Annotated in this window: 13 protein-coding genes; 7 read left to right on the top strand and 6 right to left on the bottom strand. The window is 72.3% G+C overall.

Annotated elements, in window-relative coordinates; translation table 11 throughout:
* Positions 1-217: 217 nt before the first annotated feature.
* The 5 genes from purH to sucC form a co-directional block, all read right to left on the bottom strand.
* Positions 218-1852, bottom strand: a complete 1635-nt coding sequence (purH, locus tag EDF31_RS09865) for a bifunctional phosphoribosylaminoimidazolecarboxamide formyltransferase/IMP cyclohydrolase (protein WP_131845997.1) — start codon at positions 1850-1852, stop codon at positions 218-220.
* Positions 1849-2442, bottom strand: coding sequence for a phosphoribosylglycinamide formyltransferase (purN, locus tag EDF31_RS09860; RefSeq protein ID WP_131845996.1), 594 nt, complete (start codon positions 2440-2442; stop codon positions 1849-1851). Before purN ends, purH begins: the two co-directional genes overlap by 4 nt.
* A gap of 41 nt (positions 2443-2483) precedes the next feature.
* Positions 2484-4460, bottom strand: coding sequence for a DUF6350 family protein (locus EDF31_RS09855; protein WP_131845995.1), 1977 nt, complete (start codon positions 4458-4460; stop codon positions 2484-2486).
* Between the two features lie 104 nt (positions 4461-4564).
* Positions 4565-5452 carry a succinate--CoA ligase subunit alpha gene (gene sucD / locus EDF31_RS09850; RefSeq protein ID WP_123340958.1) on the bottom strand — a complete coding sequence of 296 codons (888 nt, stop codon included), beginning with the start codon at positions 5450-5452 and terminating at the stop codon, positions 4565-4567.
* A gap of 11 nt (positions 5453-5463) precedes the next feature.
* Positions 5464-6633: an ADP-forming succinate--CoA ligase subunit beta gene (gene sucC, locus EDF31_RS09845; RefSeq protein WP_123671459.1), complete on the bottom strand. Its 1170-nt coding sequence runs from the start codon at positions 6631-6633 to the stop codon at positions 5464-5466.
* A 357-nt stretch (positions 6634-6990) separates the two neighbouring features.
* On the opposite strand from sucC, the gene EDF31_RS09840 reads away from it, so the two are divergent.
* From EDF31_RS09840 to EDF31_RS09815, 6 genes are all read left to right on the top strand, one after another.
* Positions 6991-7425 carry an ester cyclase gene (locus EDF31_RS09840; RefSeq protein ID WP_131845994.1) on the top strand — a complete coding sequence of 145 codons (435 nt, stop codon included), beginning with the start codon at positions 6991-6993 and terminating at the stop codon, positions 7423-7425.
* A 43-nt stretch (positions 7426-7468) separates the two neighbouring features.
* Positions 7469-7762 carry a hypothetical protein gene (locus tag EDF31_RS09835; protein ID WP_123340961.1) on the top strand — a complete coding sequence of 98 codons (294 nt, stop codon included), beginning with the start codon at positions 7469-7471 and terminating at the stop codon, positions 7760-7762.
* A 63-nt stretch (positions 7763-7825) separates the two neighbouring features.
* Entirely contained in the window at positions 7826-8191 is a 366-nt protein-coding gene (locus tag EDF31_RS09830; RefSeq protein ID WP_131845993.1) for a hypothetical protein, read from the top strand.
* 92 nt (positions 8192-8283) lie between these two features.
* Positions 8284-9087: an oxygenase MpaB family protein gene (locus tag EDF31_RS09825; RefSeq protein ID WP_165901384.1), complete on the top strand. Its 804-nt coding sequence runs from the start codon at positions 8284-8286 to the stop codon at positions 9085-9087.
* Positions 9088-9092: 5 nt separating this feature from the next.
* Positions 9093-9701, top strand: coding sequence for a hypothetical protein (locus EDF31_RS09820; protein WP_111085350.1), 609 nt, complete (start codon positions 9093-9095; stop codon positions 9699-9701).
* On the top strand, positions 9701-10309 hold the full coding sequence (locus tag EDF31_RS09815) for an FHA domain-containing protein (RefSeq protein ID WP_131845991.1): 609 nt from the start codon (positions 9701-9703) through the stop codon (positions 10307-10309). The genes EDF31_RS09820 and EDF31_RS09815 overlap by 1 nt, the downstream gene beginning before the upstream one ends.
* Before the next feature lie 29 nt (positions 10310-10338).
* On the opposite strand, the gene EDF31_RS09810 is transcribed toward EDF31_RS09815, so the two are convergent.
* On the bottom strand, positions 10339-14760 hold the full coding sequence (locus tag EDF31_RS09810; protein WP_131845990.1) for an FtsK/SpoIIIE domain-containing protein: 4422 nt from the start codon (positions 14758-14760) through the stop codon (positions 10339-10341).
* A gap of 107 nt (positions 14761-14867) precedes the next feature.
* Between EDF31_RS09810 and EDF31_RS09805 the strand changes: the two genes are divergently transcribed.
* A complete protein-coding gene (locus EDF31_RS09805) occupies positions 14868-15164 on the top strand; it encodes a WXG100 family type VII secretion target (RefSeq protein ID WP_071404660.1) in 297 nt (98 codons plus the stop codon).
* The last annotated feature ends 18 nt before the right edge of the window (positions 15165-15182 follow it).

Here is a 15182-nt window from a genome sequence, read left to right as displayed (position 1 = left end):
CCATCGTCACTCCAGTCGTCGTCTTCGTCACCGTTGTGTCCGCGGTGCCACCGGTCCCGAGGGACCGTCGGCTGCCTGTCGCGGAGCCTTACAGACTATTCACAGTGACTCTCAGCGCGCAATAGGGTGCCGCGATTTGTTCACTTCAGTGGACGAAGTGGTGCTCACCTCAGTGGACGAAGTGGTGCTCGCCTCAGTGGAAGAAGTGGTGCTCGCCTCAGTGGAAGAAGTGACGCTCACCCGTGAAGTACATCGTGACGCCCGCGGCCGTCGCCGCGGCGATGACCTCGTCGTCGCGGACGCTGCCACCGGGCTGGGCCACCGCGCGCACACCGGCATCGAGCAGCACCTGCAGGCCGTCGGCGAACGGGAAGAACGCATCGGACGCCGCGACGCTGCCGGTCGCGCGGTCACCGGCACGGTTCACCGCGAGGTGGCACGAATCCACCCGGTTGACCTGGCCCATGCCGACCCCGACGCTCGCGCCCTGGTTCGCCAGCAGGATGGCGTTCGACTTGACCGAACGGCTCGCCTTCCACGCGAAGGCCAGGTCGGCGAGGGTCTGTTCGTCGGCGGGCGCGCCGGCGACCAGGGTCCACGTGGACTGGTCGAACGCCGTGAAGCGGTCGGCGTCCTGCACCAGGAAGCCGCCGGAGATCTGCTTGACCTCGCGCGGTGCCAGGGCGAAGTCGGCCGGCAGCGTGAGCAGGCGGATGTTCTTCTTGCGCGACAGGATCTCGAGCGCCTCGGGGTCGAAGCCCGGGGCGACGACGACCTCGGTGAAGATGTCCTTCACGGTCTCGGCCATCGCCACGGTGACCGGACGGTTCGCGGCGATGACCCCACCGAACGCCGACAGCGGGTCGCAGGCGTGCGCGGCGGCGTGGGCCGAGGCGATCGGGTCGGCGGCGTCCGCCGGGGCGATCGCGATGCCGCACGGGTTGGCGTGCTTGATGATGGCGACCGCGGGGGTGTCGAAGTCGAACGCCGCACGGACGGCCGCGTCGGCGTCGACGTAGTTGTTGTACGACATCTCCTTGCCGTGCAGCTGCGTCGCCTGCGCGATGCCGGCGCCGTCGGTGCTCGTGTACAACGCGGCTGCCTGGTGCGCGTTCTCGCCGTAGCGGAGCGTGGCCGACAGGTCTGCGGTGAAGCCGAGGTGCTCGTCGAACGCACCGGGCGTCTGGATGTCGCCGCTGGTCGTCGGCGCCGCAGCGGCCGCGACGACGTCGCTGGCGAAGTAGGACGCCACCGCGGTGTCGTACGCCGCGGTGTGCGCGAAGGCCTGGGCCGCCAGACGCTTGCGGAGCTCGAGCGAGGTGCCGCCCGCGCGGACGGCCTCGACGACCTCGGCGTAGGACGACGGCGAGACGACGATCGCGACGTTCGGGTGGTTCTTCGCCGACGCACGGACCATCGCGGGGCCGCCGATGTCGACGTTCTCGACCACGGTCGCGGTGTCGGCACCAGAGGCCACCGTCTCGACGAACGGGTACAGGTTCACGACGACGAGCTCGAACGCCGCGATCCCGAGGTCGGCGAGCTGCTGCTCGTGCGACTCGAGGCGCAGGTCGGCGAGCAGACCGGCGTGCACCGACGGGTGCAGCGTCTTGACCCGGCCGTCGAGCGACTCCGGGAACCCGGTGACGCTCGCGACGTCGGTGACGGCGTACCCGGCGTCACGGATCGTCTGGGCGGTGGACCCCGTCGACACGATCTCGACACCCGACTCGGCGAGGGCACCGGCGAGCTCGAGCAGGCCGGACTTGTCGCTCACCGAGATGAGTGCGCGGCGGACCGGCACCACGTCACGGTCGCGGTAGAGGCTGGGGTCGGCTGCGTGCACGCTCATGCGCTCGGGGTGCCCTTCAGGTCGGTGGTGCCGTTGGCGATGTCGAGGATGGTCTGGATGAGCAGGCGGCGCTCGACCGGCTTGATGCGGTCGTGCAGCGTCGACTCGGAGTCACCCGGGAGCACGGGGACGCGCTCCTGGGCCAGGATCGGGCCGGTGTCCACGCCGTCGTCGACCGCGATGACGCTCGCGCCGGTCTCCGTGACGCCGGCTGCCAGGGCATCCCGCACGCCGTGGGCGCCGGGGAACTCGGGCAGGTACGCCGGGTGGGTGTTGATGATGCCCGGGGCGAACTCGGACACCACGGCCGGGGGCAGCAGGCGCATCAGGCCGGAGAGCACCAGCAGGTCGGGCGACCACGGGCGGATCTGCTCGGCGAGTGCCTGCCCCCACTCGGCGCGGGTCTCGTAGCGCGAGAACGGCACCGTGAAGGTGGGGATCGAGAACTCCTCGCCCAGACCGAGACCCTCGGCATCGCGGTCGGCACCGATGGCGACGACACGGGCGGGGTACTCGGCGTCGAAGGTCGCTTCGAGCAGGGCTCGGAGGTTCGACCCGGTACCGGAGATCAGGACGACCAGTTCGAGCACGGCACCAACCCTACCGGGACCCGCGCGTCGTGACGTCGGCGCTAGCGATCGTCCTTCGGGCGGCGCCACCAGGGCAGCTCCTCGTCGGGGATCTGGTCGGTGACGTCCCAGTTCGTCGGACGGGCCGCCTGGGTGGGAGCGGCGGCGGGGGCCTCGGGTGCGGCCGGTTCGTCGTCGACGTCGTCCCGTCCGGCGACGAACTCCTCGGTGCTCCACGGGAACGCCGGCTGCGCGTCGGTGTGGTCGGGCGTGGACGTCGACGTGGCGGGCCGTTCCGGAGCGGACGCGGGGCGCTGAGGCTCGGCGTCGGCACCGGTCACCCGGTCGCGGAGTCCGCCAGCTCGCTCGCGGAGTCCACCGGCCCGCTCGCGCACACCGTCGGCGGCACCGTGCAGTCGATCGCGCAGGGCACCCATCGCGGCACGTCCCGACGAGCGGGGTTCGCTCGGGCTCTCGTCCGACAGACGCTCCGAGGCGACGGCGTCGGTCTTCGCCCAGGCCGGCAGTTCCACGTCGTGGTCCGGGTCGCGCGGGGGCGTCCGAGGCGTTGCGACGGGCGCCGGCGCGACTGGTTCGTCGGCGATCGGTTCCGTCGGGCTGTCCACGGCGGTGCGGGGGCGGGCAGCGGTCGACCCGTCGTGGGACTCCTCGACCACGAACCGGTGCACGTCGGTGGTCCGTCCCGCGCCGGCCTGGTCGAGCGCGGCGAGGAGCGATCCCGTCACGGCCTCGGCTCCGCTGCGGTCCGCGTCGTCGTCGTCCGCCTCGGTCCAGCGCTCCCGTGTCCAGCCCCGGTCGGGCAGGCGGACGAGGTCGCTGCCAGCGGCGAGGGCGATGACCGCCGGCAGGCCGATCTCGAGCGCGGCGAAACCACCCACCACCAGGGCGTGCGGGCCGACGTCGGCCAGTCGCCCGGGGCCGAACGATCCGGACGACACCCAGGCGATCAGCCCGGTCAGGACACCGGCGACGATGCCCGTCGCGACACCGGCGAACGCTCGGTGGAGTGCGGAGTCGGCGTTCCCCAGCGCACGGACGAGTCGCGGGCGCATCGAGCCGCCGATCGCGAAGCCGGCGACCACCGGCACCAGGATCCAGACCAGGCCGAAGGTGTGGCCCGAGGTCGGCAGTGCGCCGAAGACCGGCAGTCCGGGGATCGGTCCGAGGGTCGTGGCGATCGGGGACACGCTCGAACCGGTGCCGATGGCGAACCCGGGGCCGATCAGCCACGACGTCGCCCACCCGACGAAGTCCGGCAGGAACGCGAGCTGCCCGACGGTGAGGGCGATGCCGCCGATCACGCCGGCGTGGGACTGCTCGTACAGGGTGATCACCTCGGCGAACGAGGTGAAGAGCAGGAGCGCGACGACGACCCCGGCGAACGCGACGACGACTCCGGTGGCGGCGGTCCCGGCACGGAGACCGAACCCGGCGATCGCACGCCAGAGCACGGGCGCACGGTCGAGCAGGTCGAGCACACGCTGGGTGGCGGGGTCCGCCGGCAGGTCGCGCCGTCGTCGGCAGACCTCCGAGCTGATGAGCGCCGGGATCCCGAACCACAGTGCGGGCAGGACCACGGCCTGCCAGATCGTCGGCTGCGTGACGGCGGAGGTCGACGACAACGCGACGCCCAGGCCGAGCGCCGCGACGACCGCCGTCCCGACCAGCAGGCCGGTGGTCCGGTGCTCGGTCTCCGCGAAGCGTCGACCGGCGCGGGCGCCGAGCCAGGCGGTCACGACCGCGAAGCCGAGCGCCGCGAGCGTCACGTGGATGGGATCGGCGGCACCGCTGACCCCGGAGCTCTTCGCCAGTGCCGACCCGAGCAGGAACGAGACGTCGACGCCGTGGCCGACGAGCCAGACGCTGCCGGTGGCCTTCCAGAACACGTCCCAGTCGATCTGCAGGCCGTACTCGAAGCCCCACAGCAGGGTGAGCGGCACCAGTGCGATCCCGATGCCGACGCCGACCGTCACGACCGCCTCGATCGCGGCGAGCAGAGCGGTTCCCAGGCGGTTCATCGCAGCGAGGATACGTGAGCCGACCCCCGAACGACGGGAGGCTCGGCGCGGAACCCGCACCGAGCCTCCCGGCTTCGTCCCGACCGTGTGCCGGGCGATGGCTACTAGCGGGCGGCGACGACCTCACGCAGCAGCGCAGCGGTCTCGGACGGCGTCTTGCCGACCTTGACGCCGGCGGCCTCGAGCGCCTGCTTCTTCGCCTCGGCGGTGCCGGCGGAACCGGACACGATCGCTCCGGCGTGGCCCATCGTCTTGCCCTCGGGGGCGGTGAAGCCCGCGACGTACCCGACGACCGGCTTCGTGACGTGCGCCTTGATGAACTCGGCTGCGCGCTCCTCGGCGTCGCCACCGATCTCACCGATCATCACGATGGCCTCGGTCTCGGGGTCGGCCTCGAACGCGGCGAGCGCGTCGATGTGCGTCGTCCCGATGACCGGGTCGCCGCCGATGCCGATGGCGGTCGAGAAGCCCAGGTCCCGCAGCTCGTACATCATCTGGTAGGTCAGGGTGCCCGACTTCGAGACGAGGCCGATCGGTCCCTTGCCGGTGATCGTCGCCGGGGTGATGCCGACGAGCGACTCCCCCGGGGTGATGATGCCGGGGCAGTTCGGGCCGATGATGCGGGTCGTCCCGCCGAGCGCCTTGGCGTGTGCCCAGAACTCGGCGGCGTCCTGCACCGGGATGCCCTCGGTGATGACGACGACGAGCGGGATCGCGGCATCGATGGCCTCGAGCACGGCGTCCTTGGCGAACGCCGGCGGCACGAAGACGATGGAGACGTCGGCACCGGTGGTGTCGATGGCCTCGCGCACGGTGCCGAAGACGGGCAGCGACACGTCACCGTGGGTGACGGTGGTGCCGGCCTTGCGGGCGTTGACGCCACCGACGACCTGGGTGCCGGCCTTGAGCATGAGGGCGGTGTGCTTGGTGCCCTCGCCGCCGGTGATGCCCTGGACGATGACCTTGGAGTCCTTGTTGAGGAAGATCGACATGGTCAGTCCCTTCAGGCCGCGGCAGCGGCGAGTTCGGCGGCCTGCTCGGCCGCGTCGTCCATGGTCGCGGCGACGGTGACGAGCGGGTGCGCTGCCTCCGCCAGGATCCGTCGGCCCTCTTCCACGTTGTTGCCGTCCAGGCGCACGACGAGCGGCTTGGTGGCCGCGTCGCCGAGGATCCCGAGGGCGGCGACGATGCCGTTCGCGACGGCGTCGCAGGCGGTGATGCCGCCGAAGACGTTCACGAACACGCTCTTCACCTGCGGGTCGCCGAGGATGACGTCGAGGCCGTTGGCCATGACCTCGGCCGAGGCGCCGCCGCCGATGTCGAGGAAGTTCGCGGGCTTCACGCCGCCGTGGCGCTCACCGGCGTAGGCGACGACGTCGAGCGTCGACATGACGAGGCCCGCACCGTTGCCGATGACGCCGACCTGGCCGTCGAGCTTGACGTAGTTCAGGCCGTGGGCCTTCGCCTTGGCCTCGAGCGGGTCCTCGCTGGCGGAGTCCTCGAGGTCCTTGTGCGCGGGGTGGCGGAAGTCGGCGTTCTCGTCGAGCGAGACCTTGCCGTCGAGCGCCAGGATCTGGCCGTCGCCGGTGCGGACGAGGGGGTTCACCTCGACGAGCGTGGCGTCCTCGCCCTTGTAGACGTCGTAGAGCTTCGAGAAGACGTCGGCCACCTGGTCGACGAGCTCCGCCGGGAACCCGGCCTGCTCGGCGATCGCGCGACCGGCGGCCGCGTCGATCCCGGTGAGCGGGTCGACCTCGACGCGGGCGAGCGCCTCGGGCTTCTCGACGGCGAGCTGCTCGATCTCCATGCCGCCCTCGACGCTGGTGAGCGAGAGGTAGGAGCGGTTGGCCCGGTCGAGCAGCACGGAGAAGTAGAACTCCTCGGCGATGTCGGCGCCCTGGGCGATCATGACGCGCTGCACGGTGTGGCCCTTGATGTCGAGGCCGAGGATCGCCTGGGCGTGCTCGAACGCCTCGTCGGGGGTCTTCGCGACCTTGACGCCGCCGGCCTTGCCGCGCCCACCGACCTTCACCTGGGCCTTGACGACCACGACGCCACCGATCTTCTCGGCCGCCGCTCTCGCCTCTTCCGGGGTGTCGGCGATGATCCCCTGGAGGACGGGGACGCCGTAGGACTCGAAGAGGTCCCTGGCCTGATACTCGAAAAGATCCACGCTGTTCTTCTTCCCGCACGGTTCGTGCGATCGGCATCGGTTTCCCGGTCGCGCACTCCACATCGAGGGTCGCTCGATGTCGAGACAACGGCCGTCACGCAGCCTAGCGCGGCGACATGGACGTCGAGACAACGGGCGGCGCGGGACGCAGGGGAAGGCGCGGTCGCTCGACCACCCGTCGGCGACCGCGCTCCACTCCCCCGAGCACCGGCAGTGTGCACGGCCGTCGTGACGGGGAGGTGTCCCGGAGGTGAACTCGCGCACCCTGGACGCCGCTCTCACCGACCCGGCGTACACCGGAAGGCCCGAACCACCGGCAGGCCCGAACCACCGGATGGCCCGAACGAAGGAGCGCGCATGACCGCGGAACAGAACCAGCAGGCACAGGAACGACTCGGCGAGATCCTGGAGGCGCGGGCCTTCGACCGCTTCCCCGAGGTGTGGGCCGAGGACGTCGTGGACCACGACCCCGCGCCCGACCAGCAGCCCGGCCTCGCGGGGATCGTCGACTTCTGGACCGAGTTCACCACCGCGTTCCCGGACCTCACGCTCGAGCCCGACCCGCTCGTCGTCACGGACGACTACATCACCGCCGTGTTCACGATCCGCGGCACCCACACCGGTCCGTTCCAGGGCCACGCGCCGACGGGTCGCATCTTCGAGGTCCGCGGCATCCAGGTCTCGAAGTTCCGTGACGGCAAGATCGCCGAACGCTGGGGTGCCACCGACGAGAAGGGTCTGGCGGAGCAGCTCGCGCTCGGCTCCGGCGACGTCCACTTCGTCAGCGCCTGAACACCATCCGACACCCGGCACCACCCACACCCAGGAGGACACCATGAGCGATCCCGGCATCAGTCCCGTCGACGACTTCGAGGCCCAGCAGCGCCGCGACGACGACATCGACCGCGAGCACGTCGGCCCGTACGAGGTGGACGAGTCCGAGGAGTCCCTCGAGACCGTGACGAACGACGCCGTCGCCGGCGAGACCGTCGAGCCGCAGCCCGGCGACGGTACCGACGACGGCCCGACCGGCGGATCTCCGCGCGAGGGCTCCCCCGACCTGTGGGAGCACGACGCCGACGAGGACCGGCCGGACCTGGGAGGCGACCTCGGCACCAAGCCGCTCTGATCCGCATCCCCTGATCAGCGCCTCCTCCAGGGATCCGCGGAACACGGCCCGTAGCATCGGGCCGTGTTCCGTCGTGTCCGAGCCAGCGTCCGCAGCATGCCGTCGGCCGCCCGGCTGGTGGCGATCGCGGCGATGCTGCTCGTCGCGGCCTCCGCACACCTCGCCGCGCAGTCGGAGCCGGCAGGTCGATGGGTGCCGCTCCTCGCGGTCGCGGTGGTCGGAGCCGTCGTCACCGGAGCACCGAGCCGCCTCTGGCCGCTCCCCGCGATCTGGCTCGTCGCGACCCTGCTCGCCCTGACGGGCGACGTCCGGGTCGACGGCACGTACCTGGTGGCCGCCCTCGTGACCGGCGCGGTCGCGCTCGTCGCGGCGATCGTCGCTGATCTCGTCACCGTCCTGCGGGCGCGACGCCGACGGGGTGGACCGTGACCACCCCACGGCCTGGAGGCCCGGTGCCGGGCCCGCCACGTCCCTCCAGTCACGGCCGTCACCCCGCTGGCGCGGTGCGCCGGAACCGGCTGGTGGGGCCCACCTCCCGTCCGTCGTCCGGTCGCGTCCACGACCGCAGCCTGCGTCGGTTCCTCGGTGACAGCACACCCGTGGCCGCGGGCGGCCGCGCCATCCTGCTGCAGATCGCCGACCCGGTCGTCGCGGCGGGGGTCCGCCGGCACTCGGACTTCGCCCGTCGACCGCAGCAGCGGCTGGCCCACACCCTGATGTTCGTGTACGCCGTCGTCTCCGGCACGGAGCAGGACGCCGCGATCGCCGCGGGTTTCGTGAACCGTGCCCACGCGCCCGTGACCGGCGCGGACGACGTCGACCGGCAGCTGTGGGTGGCCGCGACCCTGTTCGACTCGGCTCGTCGGGCGCACGACCTGTTCGGCGCTCCCGTCACGGCGGAACGCGCCGAGGCCGTGCTCGCCGCGTACGCCCCGATCGCGACGACGCTGCGGGTGCCCGCCGAGCGCTGGCCGACCTCGGTCGCGGCCTTCGACGAGTACTGGGCCGACGCCCTCGAGCGGCTCGAGGTCACCGACGACGCCCGCGGGGTGGTGCGTGACCTGCTCCACCCGCGGTTCGCGCCGCTCTGGGTGCGTGCCGCGATGCCGCTCGTCCGGATCGTCACGGTCGGGATGCTGCCGGAACGGCTGCGGACCGCGTACGGGTTCGCGTGGGGGCCGCGCGAGCACCGTCGGTTCCAGCGGACGGTCGCCGTGGTCAGCGGGGTGCGGTCGGTCCTGCCCGGGGCCCTGCTGCGGCTGCCGGGTCCGCTGCTGCTGCGGGCGATGCGCCGGACGGCCGGGCGACACGCCACGGTACGGTAGCGGGCATGTCGGTCGACCACTTCGCCATCACGGTCCCGCGCTCCTGGTTCGAGCTGCCCGTCGAGCCGGAGCGCCGCGACGACCGGATCAGCGCCCTCGTGCAGGAGCGCATCGAGGACCAGCGCGAGCTCTGGGACCACCGGACCGAGATCGTCCGCGCCCTCCGTCGGTTCGCCCGGTCGGCGTGGGACAGCGGTGCGCGGTACTGCGCGGCCTTCGCCGAGCCGAGCGAGGACGGCATCGTCTCCGGCGCCCTGACCGTCACGGTCCTGCCCGCGCCCGAGGCCGGCGGCGATCCGCTCGCCGCCCTGACCGACCACGTCGCCGCGCTCGGCGGTGACGACGACGGCATGCACGTCGACGTGCACGAGGTCCCGCGCGTCGGTCGGGTGCCGCGCGTCTGGGGCGTCTCGACCGTGCAGGCGCCGGACGGCCGCGGCTCGTTCGACGTCGTGCTGATGCAGACGTTCGTGCCGGCCGGTGACCAGGTCGCGCTGGTGAGCGTGTCCTCGCCCGCGACCGACCTGGCCGAGCCGCTGTACGAACTGTTCGAGACCGTGACCGACACCTTCGAGCTCATCGACTCGGCCACGGTCGGCGGCGGGGTCGACTGATGCGGATCTGGCCGTTCCGGAAGCGTCGGAAGCCCGTCGAGCCCGTCGTCGAGCGGGTCACCGTCGACGACCTCGCGCGGATGGCGCAGCGCGGCGAACTCGCCCGCGCGGTCGTCACGCCGCCGCCGGCTCCCCGCGCCAGCGCCGACCGGGTGCGGGCGACCGTCGCGCAGATGCCCGGACGTCCCCTGGGCTCCGCCGGTGGCACGGCTCGCCGCGACGCGGCTCCGGCCCGGCAGACCGCGGCGGCCGTCCTGGTGCTCGACGACCACCAGCGGGTGACGGTGTCCGGTGGCGGGCTGATCGGCCGTGACCCGGCGAGCGCTCACCCGGACGGCGGCTACGCGCACATGATCGCGCTCGAGGACCCGGACAAGCTGCTCAGCCGCACGCACCTGGAGTTCGGCTTCGGTGCCGAGGGGTCGCTCTGGGTGCTCGACACGGCGTCGGCGAACGGGGTCGAGCTGCAGCGGCCGGGGTTCCCGGCGACGATGGTGCCGCCGGCGCAGCGCACCGTGGTGCAGCCGGGCGACGTGGTCGTGTTCGGCGGCCACACGCTGCGCGCCGAGCCGCAGACCGCGCTGGTCGGCGAAGCCCCACTCGGCTGACGCCGGCGCGCGACCTCGCGCCGTCCCCGTCAGTCGGCGGGCACCTGCACCAGCCGCAGCGCCTGGTCGGCGTCGTTGAGCAGCGCCCGACCCGGCACCCGGTCCTGCGTCACCAGGCTCTTCGACAGCTTCGTGCCGATCAGGTCGCCGTCGACGGTGCTGAGCGGTGCGAGCAGCATCCCGCGACGGGCCTTCTTCGCGTCGACCTGCCAGCCACGGAACCCGCTCGCGACGCCCTCGACGTCGCCCGCGATGACGAGCCCGACCGAACGGCCCCGGTCGGAGTCCATGACCGCCCGGAACACCGGTTCGGCCGGGGTCTCCTTGAGTGCCTCGGCGTCGTCGACGAGCACGAGCGTGAAGCCGTCCGAGCCGGTGTCGATCGCGGCGGAGAGCCCCTCCGCCCCGATCCCGCCGTCGGTGACCACGGTCGCGCGCGGTGCACCCTCGAGTGCCCGGAGCGGGGAGTCCCGCGGCGTGACCGCGACGACCGACCCACCTGCGGACAGGACGTGCCGGGCCATCGCGACGAGCGCGGTGCTCTTGCCGGAGCGCGGGCTGCCGGCGACGATGAACACCGGGGTGTCCTGCACGAAGTCGTGGGTGAAGAGCCGGAGCTCGTCGCCGCCGACGCCGAGCGCGACCCGGCCGACCGAGGCGTCCGCCGAGGGCAGGTAGCGCACGGCCTCCTCGAACGTGATGGACCGCGGCAGCACATCGATCCGGAACGGCTTCGGCACGGTCGCGGGGACGTGGGCGCGGACCTCGTCGCCGATGCCGCGGATCGCCGCCGCCTGGTCACGGCCGCCGAGGCCACCGGGCAGCACGGCGACCTGGGTCTCCGTCGCAGTGGCGTTCCGGAAGCCGCGGCCGGGCGGGATCGACTCCGGCAGCTTCTTGCCGTTGATGCCCTCGTAGTTGTAGTCGCCGCGGTCGGCCAGGGCGAGCAGCAGCTTCCGCTCCACCTGGCTCGACATCCGGCCGGAGGTCAGCGTGCGGTCCCCGGAGACGATCAGGTGCACGCCGACGCCGACGCCCTCGCGCAGCAGCGTCTGGACGGCGTCGTGCAGCGCTCCGTTCTCGGCGTCGGCCAGGGTCGCCATGAAGCTCTCCCACTGGTCCAGGAACACGACGACGTGCGGCAGCGGGGTGGTGTGCTCGTCGGACCGCTGCTCGGCGATGGACGAGTACCCGCCGCTCGCGAAGGCCGCCTGGCGCTCCTGCACGGTGCGGAGCAGGATGCCGAGCAACCGCGAGACCCGGTCGGGCTCGTGCCGCTGCACCACGGCACCGCAGTGCGGCAGGGCCCCGAGCGCGAGCAGGGCGCCGTTGCCGCAGTCGATCCCGTACATGTGCACGTCACCGACGCCGAGGCGCAGGGCCATCGCACCGGCCAGGGTGCGGAGCGTCTGGCTGCGGCCGGAGCGCGGCGACCCGATGACGAACAGGTGCCCGTCGGCGTCGAGGTCGAACACGGCGGGGCGCTGCTGCTGGTCGGCGGGGTGGTCCTCGATGCCCCAGGCCACGGCGAGCGGCGGCAGCTCGGGGGCGGCCGAGGCACCGGCGGCTTCGACGTCGTCGAGTCCGACGACCGCACCGAGGGGCGGCAGCCACGGCTTCCGCTGCTCGGGGGTGCCGAGGGCGCGGGTGGCGTCGCCGATCGACGCGACGAGGACGCTCAGGTCGGTGACCTCCACGTCGCTGGCGGCGGCCTCGACGGCTGCCGGGCGGGGGGCTGGTTCGCTGTACGAGGCGAAGGTGAGTTCGCGGACCAGGGCGGGCCGGGCCTCCTGGTCGTCCGTGCCGGGCCGACGCCCGCCCACCCGACCGGACTGGAAGGGCAGCAACGAGGCCGCGCCGAGCCGCACGTACGCGCGACCGGGCGTCGTCTTCGCGATCCGCGCGGCGTCGTTCGCGCCGATGACGTCCTGGCTCTCGGACTGGTCGGTGACGCGCAACGCGATCCGCAGGTTCGTGTTGGCGCGGATCTCGGGCGACACGACACCGCCGGGGCGCTGCGTGGCGAGCACGAGGTGGATGCCGAGCGACCGACCGCGCTGGGCGATGTTGACCAGGCCCTTGACGAAGTCGGGCAGCTCGCGGGCGAGCGAGGCGAACTCGTCGATGACGATGAGCAGGCGCGGCAGGCTCGGGATCGCGTCGCCCGACGCGGCGCGCTTCGCCTGCAGGTCCTGGTAGTCCTCCAGGTCCTTCGCGCCGACCTCGGCCAGGGCGTGCTCGCGGGTGCGCAGTTCCGCGCCGAGCGACTCGAGCGCCCGCTCCACCTGGTGGGTGTCGAGGTCGGTGACCATGCCGACCGTGTGCGGCAGGTCGACGCAGTCCTTGAACGCCGCACCGCCCTTGTAGTCGACGAGCACGAAGTTCATCTCGTCCGGCCGGTTCGCGACGGCGAGCGACGCGACGATCGTCTGCAGCAACTCGGACTTGCCGGAACCGGTCGTGCCGGCGACGAGTCCGTGCGGGCCGTCGTTCCGCAGGTCGATCGCGAACGGCCCGTCGATCGAGGCGCCGATGACGGCGGTCGTGCTGCGTCCGCCGAGCAGCCACCGGGCCTGCACGGCCTCGGACGTCGGCGGTTCGAGCTGGAGGACGTCGAGCAGCCGCGCCGACGACGGGATGGCGCCGTCCTGCACGTCCGGGCTGGCGTCGACGATCGGCGACAGCGAGCGGGCGACCCACTCGAGCCAGTCCTGGTCGACCAAGTCGGGTCGGGCATCGTCGATCCGCTCGCTGCGCTGCTGCGTGACCCGGATCCGGTCGTCGCGGACCACGACCACGGCGTCGCACTCCTCGGGCAGGAGCCGCTCGTCCAGGTCGAGGCAGATGCTGAACACCCCGACCGACGGCCCCTCCTTCAGCACCTGCACGAGCGACGGCATCGCACGCAGGCGTCGGGCGCCGTCCATCACGACCACGATCTCGTCGGCCGGCGGCGTCTTCTTGCCGATGCCGGCTTCCTTCCGGGCGTCGATGACCGCCGCGAGCTCGGCGATGGCCCGCGCGGTCGTCGCGGCGTTCGAGGCGATGCTCGTCATCGGCTGGTCGGCGCCGTCGCGGCGGACGTGCGGCAACCAGGACATCCACTCCCACAGCGCGGTCCGGGTGGTGTCGGTGAGCAGCGTGAAGGTGACGTCCTTCGGGCTCTGCAGCGTCGCGAGCTGCGCGACCACCCAGTTCGCCAGCCGTCGGGCGTCGTCGTCCGGACCGGCGATGCCGATCACGCCGCGCTCCGCCAGGCGGATCCGGACCGGCACGTCGGTCGCGTCCCACGCGACGGTCCGCTTGTGCGACAGCTGTTCCGGGTCCTCGATGGTCACCTCGGACCGCTGCGTCGCCGTGCCGACACGGACGAGCAGGTGGTCGGGGTCGGTGCGGCGCCGCTCCCACAGGCGCGGCAGCGGCGTGACCGCCGTCTCGTAGACGGCAGCCGGGTCGGGCGCGCTCGCGATCCAGCGTGCCCGTTCGGACTGGAGGCTCTCGGTCGCGTCCGCCTCGATGCGCGCCTTGGTGTCCTCGTACTCCACGATCCGCTGGCGGTACGTCTTCTTGCCCTGGCGGCGGCCCTGGAGGCCCGTGATGATCATCAGGATCGGTGACAGCAGGGCGATGAGCAGGTAGATCCAGCGACCGGTGGTCGACACGAACATCACGGCCATGCCCATCGGCGCCAGCGCCATCAGGATGGGCAGCGCCCGCGCCGGGGGTTCGGTCGGCGGTGCCGGCAGCTGGTAGCGGGTGTGCTCGTCGGGCGGCAGGATGCGCGGCGGGCGGTTGTACTCGAGCGACATGCCGTCGTCGGCCAGGGACAGGTGGGCTCCGCGGTCCGGCGCCCGACCGAAGCCGAGCAGGACCCCGCCGATCGCCAGCTGCGCGGTCTCCGGCCAGTCGGTCTCCTCGGTGACGGCAGCACCGTCGAGCACTGCCCCGGCGAAGCCGTTCGCCGGACGGACCTTCGCGCCGTCGGCCGTGACCGACACGAGCAGGGCGACCTCCGGGACGGTCTCGGCCCCGGTGGCCTCGGCCTCGACCTCGGCGGTGGTGCTCACCGGGATGCGCACCGTGGCGTTCGTCGCCGTGCCGATCGTCACCGTGCCGGTGCCCACCCGCACGATGGTGCCGGCGTGCAGGCCCGAGACGATCCGGATCTCGGCGTCGGTCAGCGGACGGAGCGGCTGCGGCGGCACCTGCTCGAGACTGCGGGCCACGACCACGCCCTCGCGCACACCGGACTCCGCGACCGTCGCGGCCAGGTCGAGCGGCTGCTCGCCGACGAAGTACGCCGGGGTCCGTCCGGAGGCCACGACGTCAGTCGCGATGAGGCGTTCGGCCTCGGCGACGAGCTCGCCGACCGCGCGGGTGTCGTCCCCGTCGACGTAGACGTTGGCGGTCTGACCGCTCTCGCGGTCGACCATCGTGAACGTGAAGGTCATGGCATCCCCCGTAGCATTGACTACATGTCGCAGGACGATGGTAGTGTCCCCTGCAACACGCCCCGTTGGGGGGACATGACGAAACTCCGGGGAAAGGGAGTCACACCGTGGCGAACATCAACGTCTCGTACGCAGACCTCGAGGCAGCAGCCTCCGACCTCAAGGCGGGTCAGGCGGACATCGAAGACCGTCTCTCCGCCCTGCAGCGCAAGATCCAGCAGCTCATCTCCGACGGCTACGTCACCGACAAGTCGTCCGTCGCGTTCGGCGAGTCCTACGACGAGTTCAACCGTGGCGTGACCCAGACCGTCCAGGGGCTCGAGGGCCTGTCGACGTTCCTGTCGAAGGCGTCGCAGACCCTGTCTGAGACGGACGAGTCGCTCGCTTCCGGCCTCAAGGGCTGACACCGCTGACGACCCCGT

It is taken from the genome of Curtobacterium sp. PhB142 (assembly GCF_004341255.1).
Classification (GTDB): Bacteria; Actinomycetota; Actinomycetes; order Actinomycetales; family Microbacteriaceae; genus Curtobacterium.
The sequence above is the reverse complement of the archived record's forward strand: the minus strand, read 5'-3'. Positions and strand labels throughout refer to the sequence as shown.

Excerpts from the sequence above, each read along its gene's own strand:
- purH (WP_131845997.1), bottom strand. The coding sequence starts at position 1,852 with ATGAGCGTGCACGCAGCCGACCCCAGCCTCTACCGCGACCGTGACGTG.
- sucD (WP_123340958.1), bottom strand. The coding sequence starts at position 5,452 with ATGTCGATCTTCCTCAACAAGGACTCCAAGGTCATCGTCCAGGGCATC.
- EDF31_RS09835 (WP_123340961.1), top strand. The coding sequence starts at position 7,469 with ATGAGCGATCCCGGCATCAGTCCCGTCGACGACTTCGAGGCCCAGCAG.
- EDF31_RS09815 (WP_131845991.1), top strand. The coding sequence starts at position 9,701 with ATGCGGATCTGGCCGTTCCGGAAGCGTCGGAAGCCCGTCGAGCCCGTC.
- EDF31_RS09820 (WP_111085350.1), top strand. The coding sequence starts at position 9,093 with ATGTCGGTCGACCACTTCGCCATCACGGTCCCGCGCTCCTGGTTCGAG.
- EDF31_RS09840 (WP_131845994.1), top strand. The coding sequence starts at position 6,991 with ATGACCGCGGAACAGAACCAGCAGGCACAGGAACGACTCGGCGAGATC.
- EDF31_RS09855 (WP_131845995.1), bottom strand. The coding sequence starts at position 4,460 with ATGAACCGCCTGGGAACCGCTCTGCTCGCCGCGATCGAGGCGGTCGTG.
- EDF31_RS09810 (WP_131845990.1), bottom strand. The coding sequence starts at position 14,760 with ATGACCTTCACGTTCACGATGGTCGACCGCGAGAGCGGTCAGACCGCC.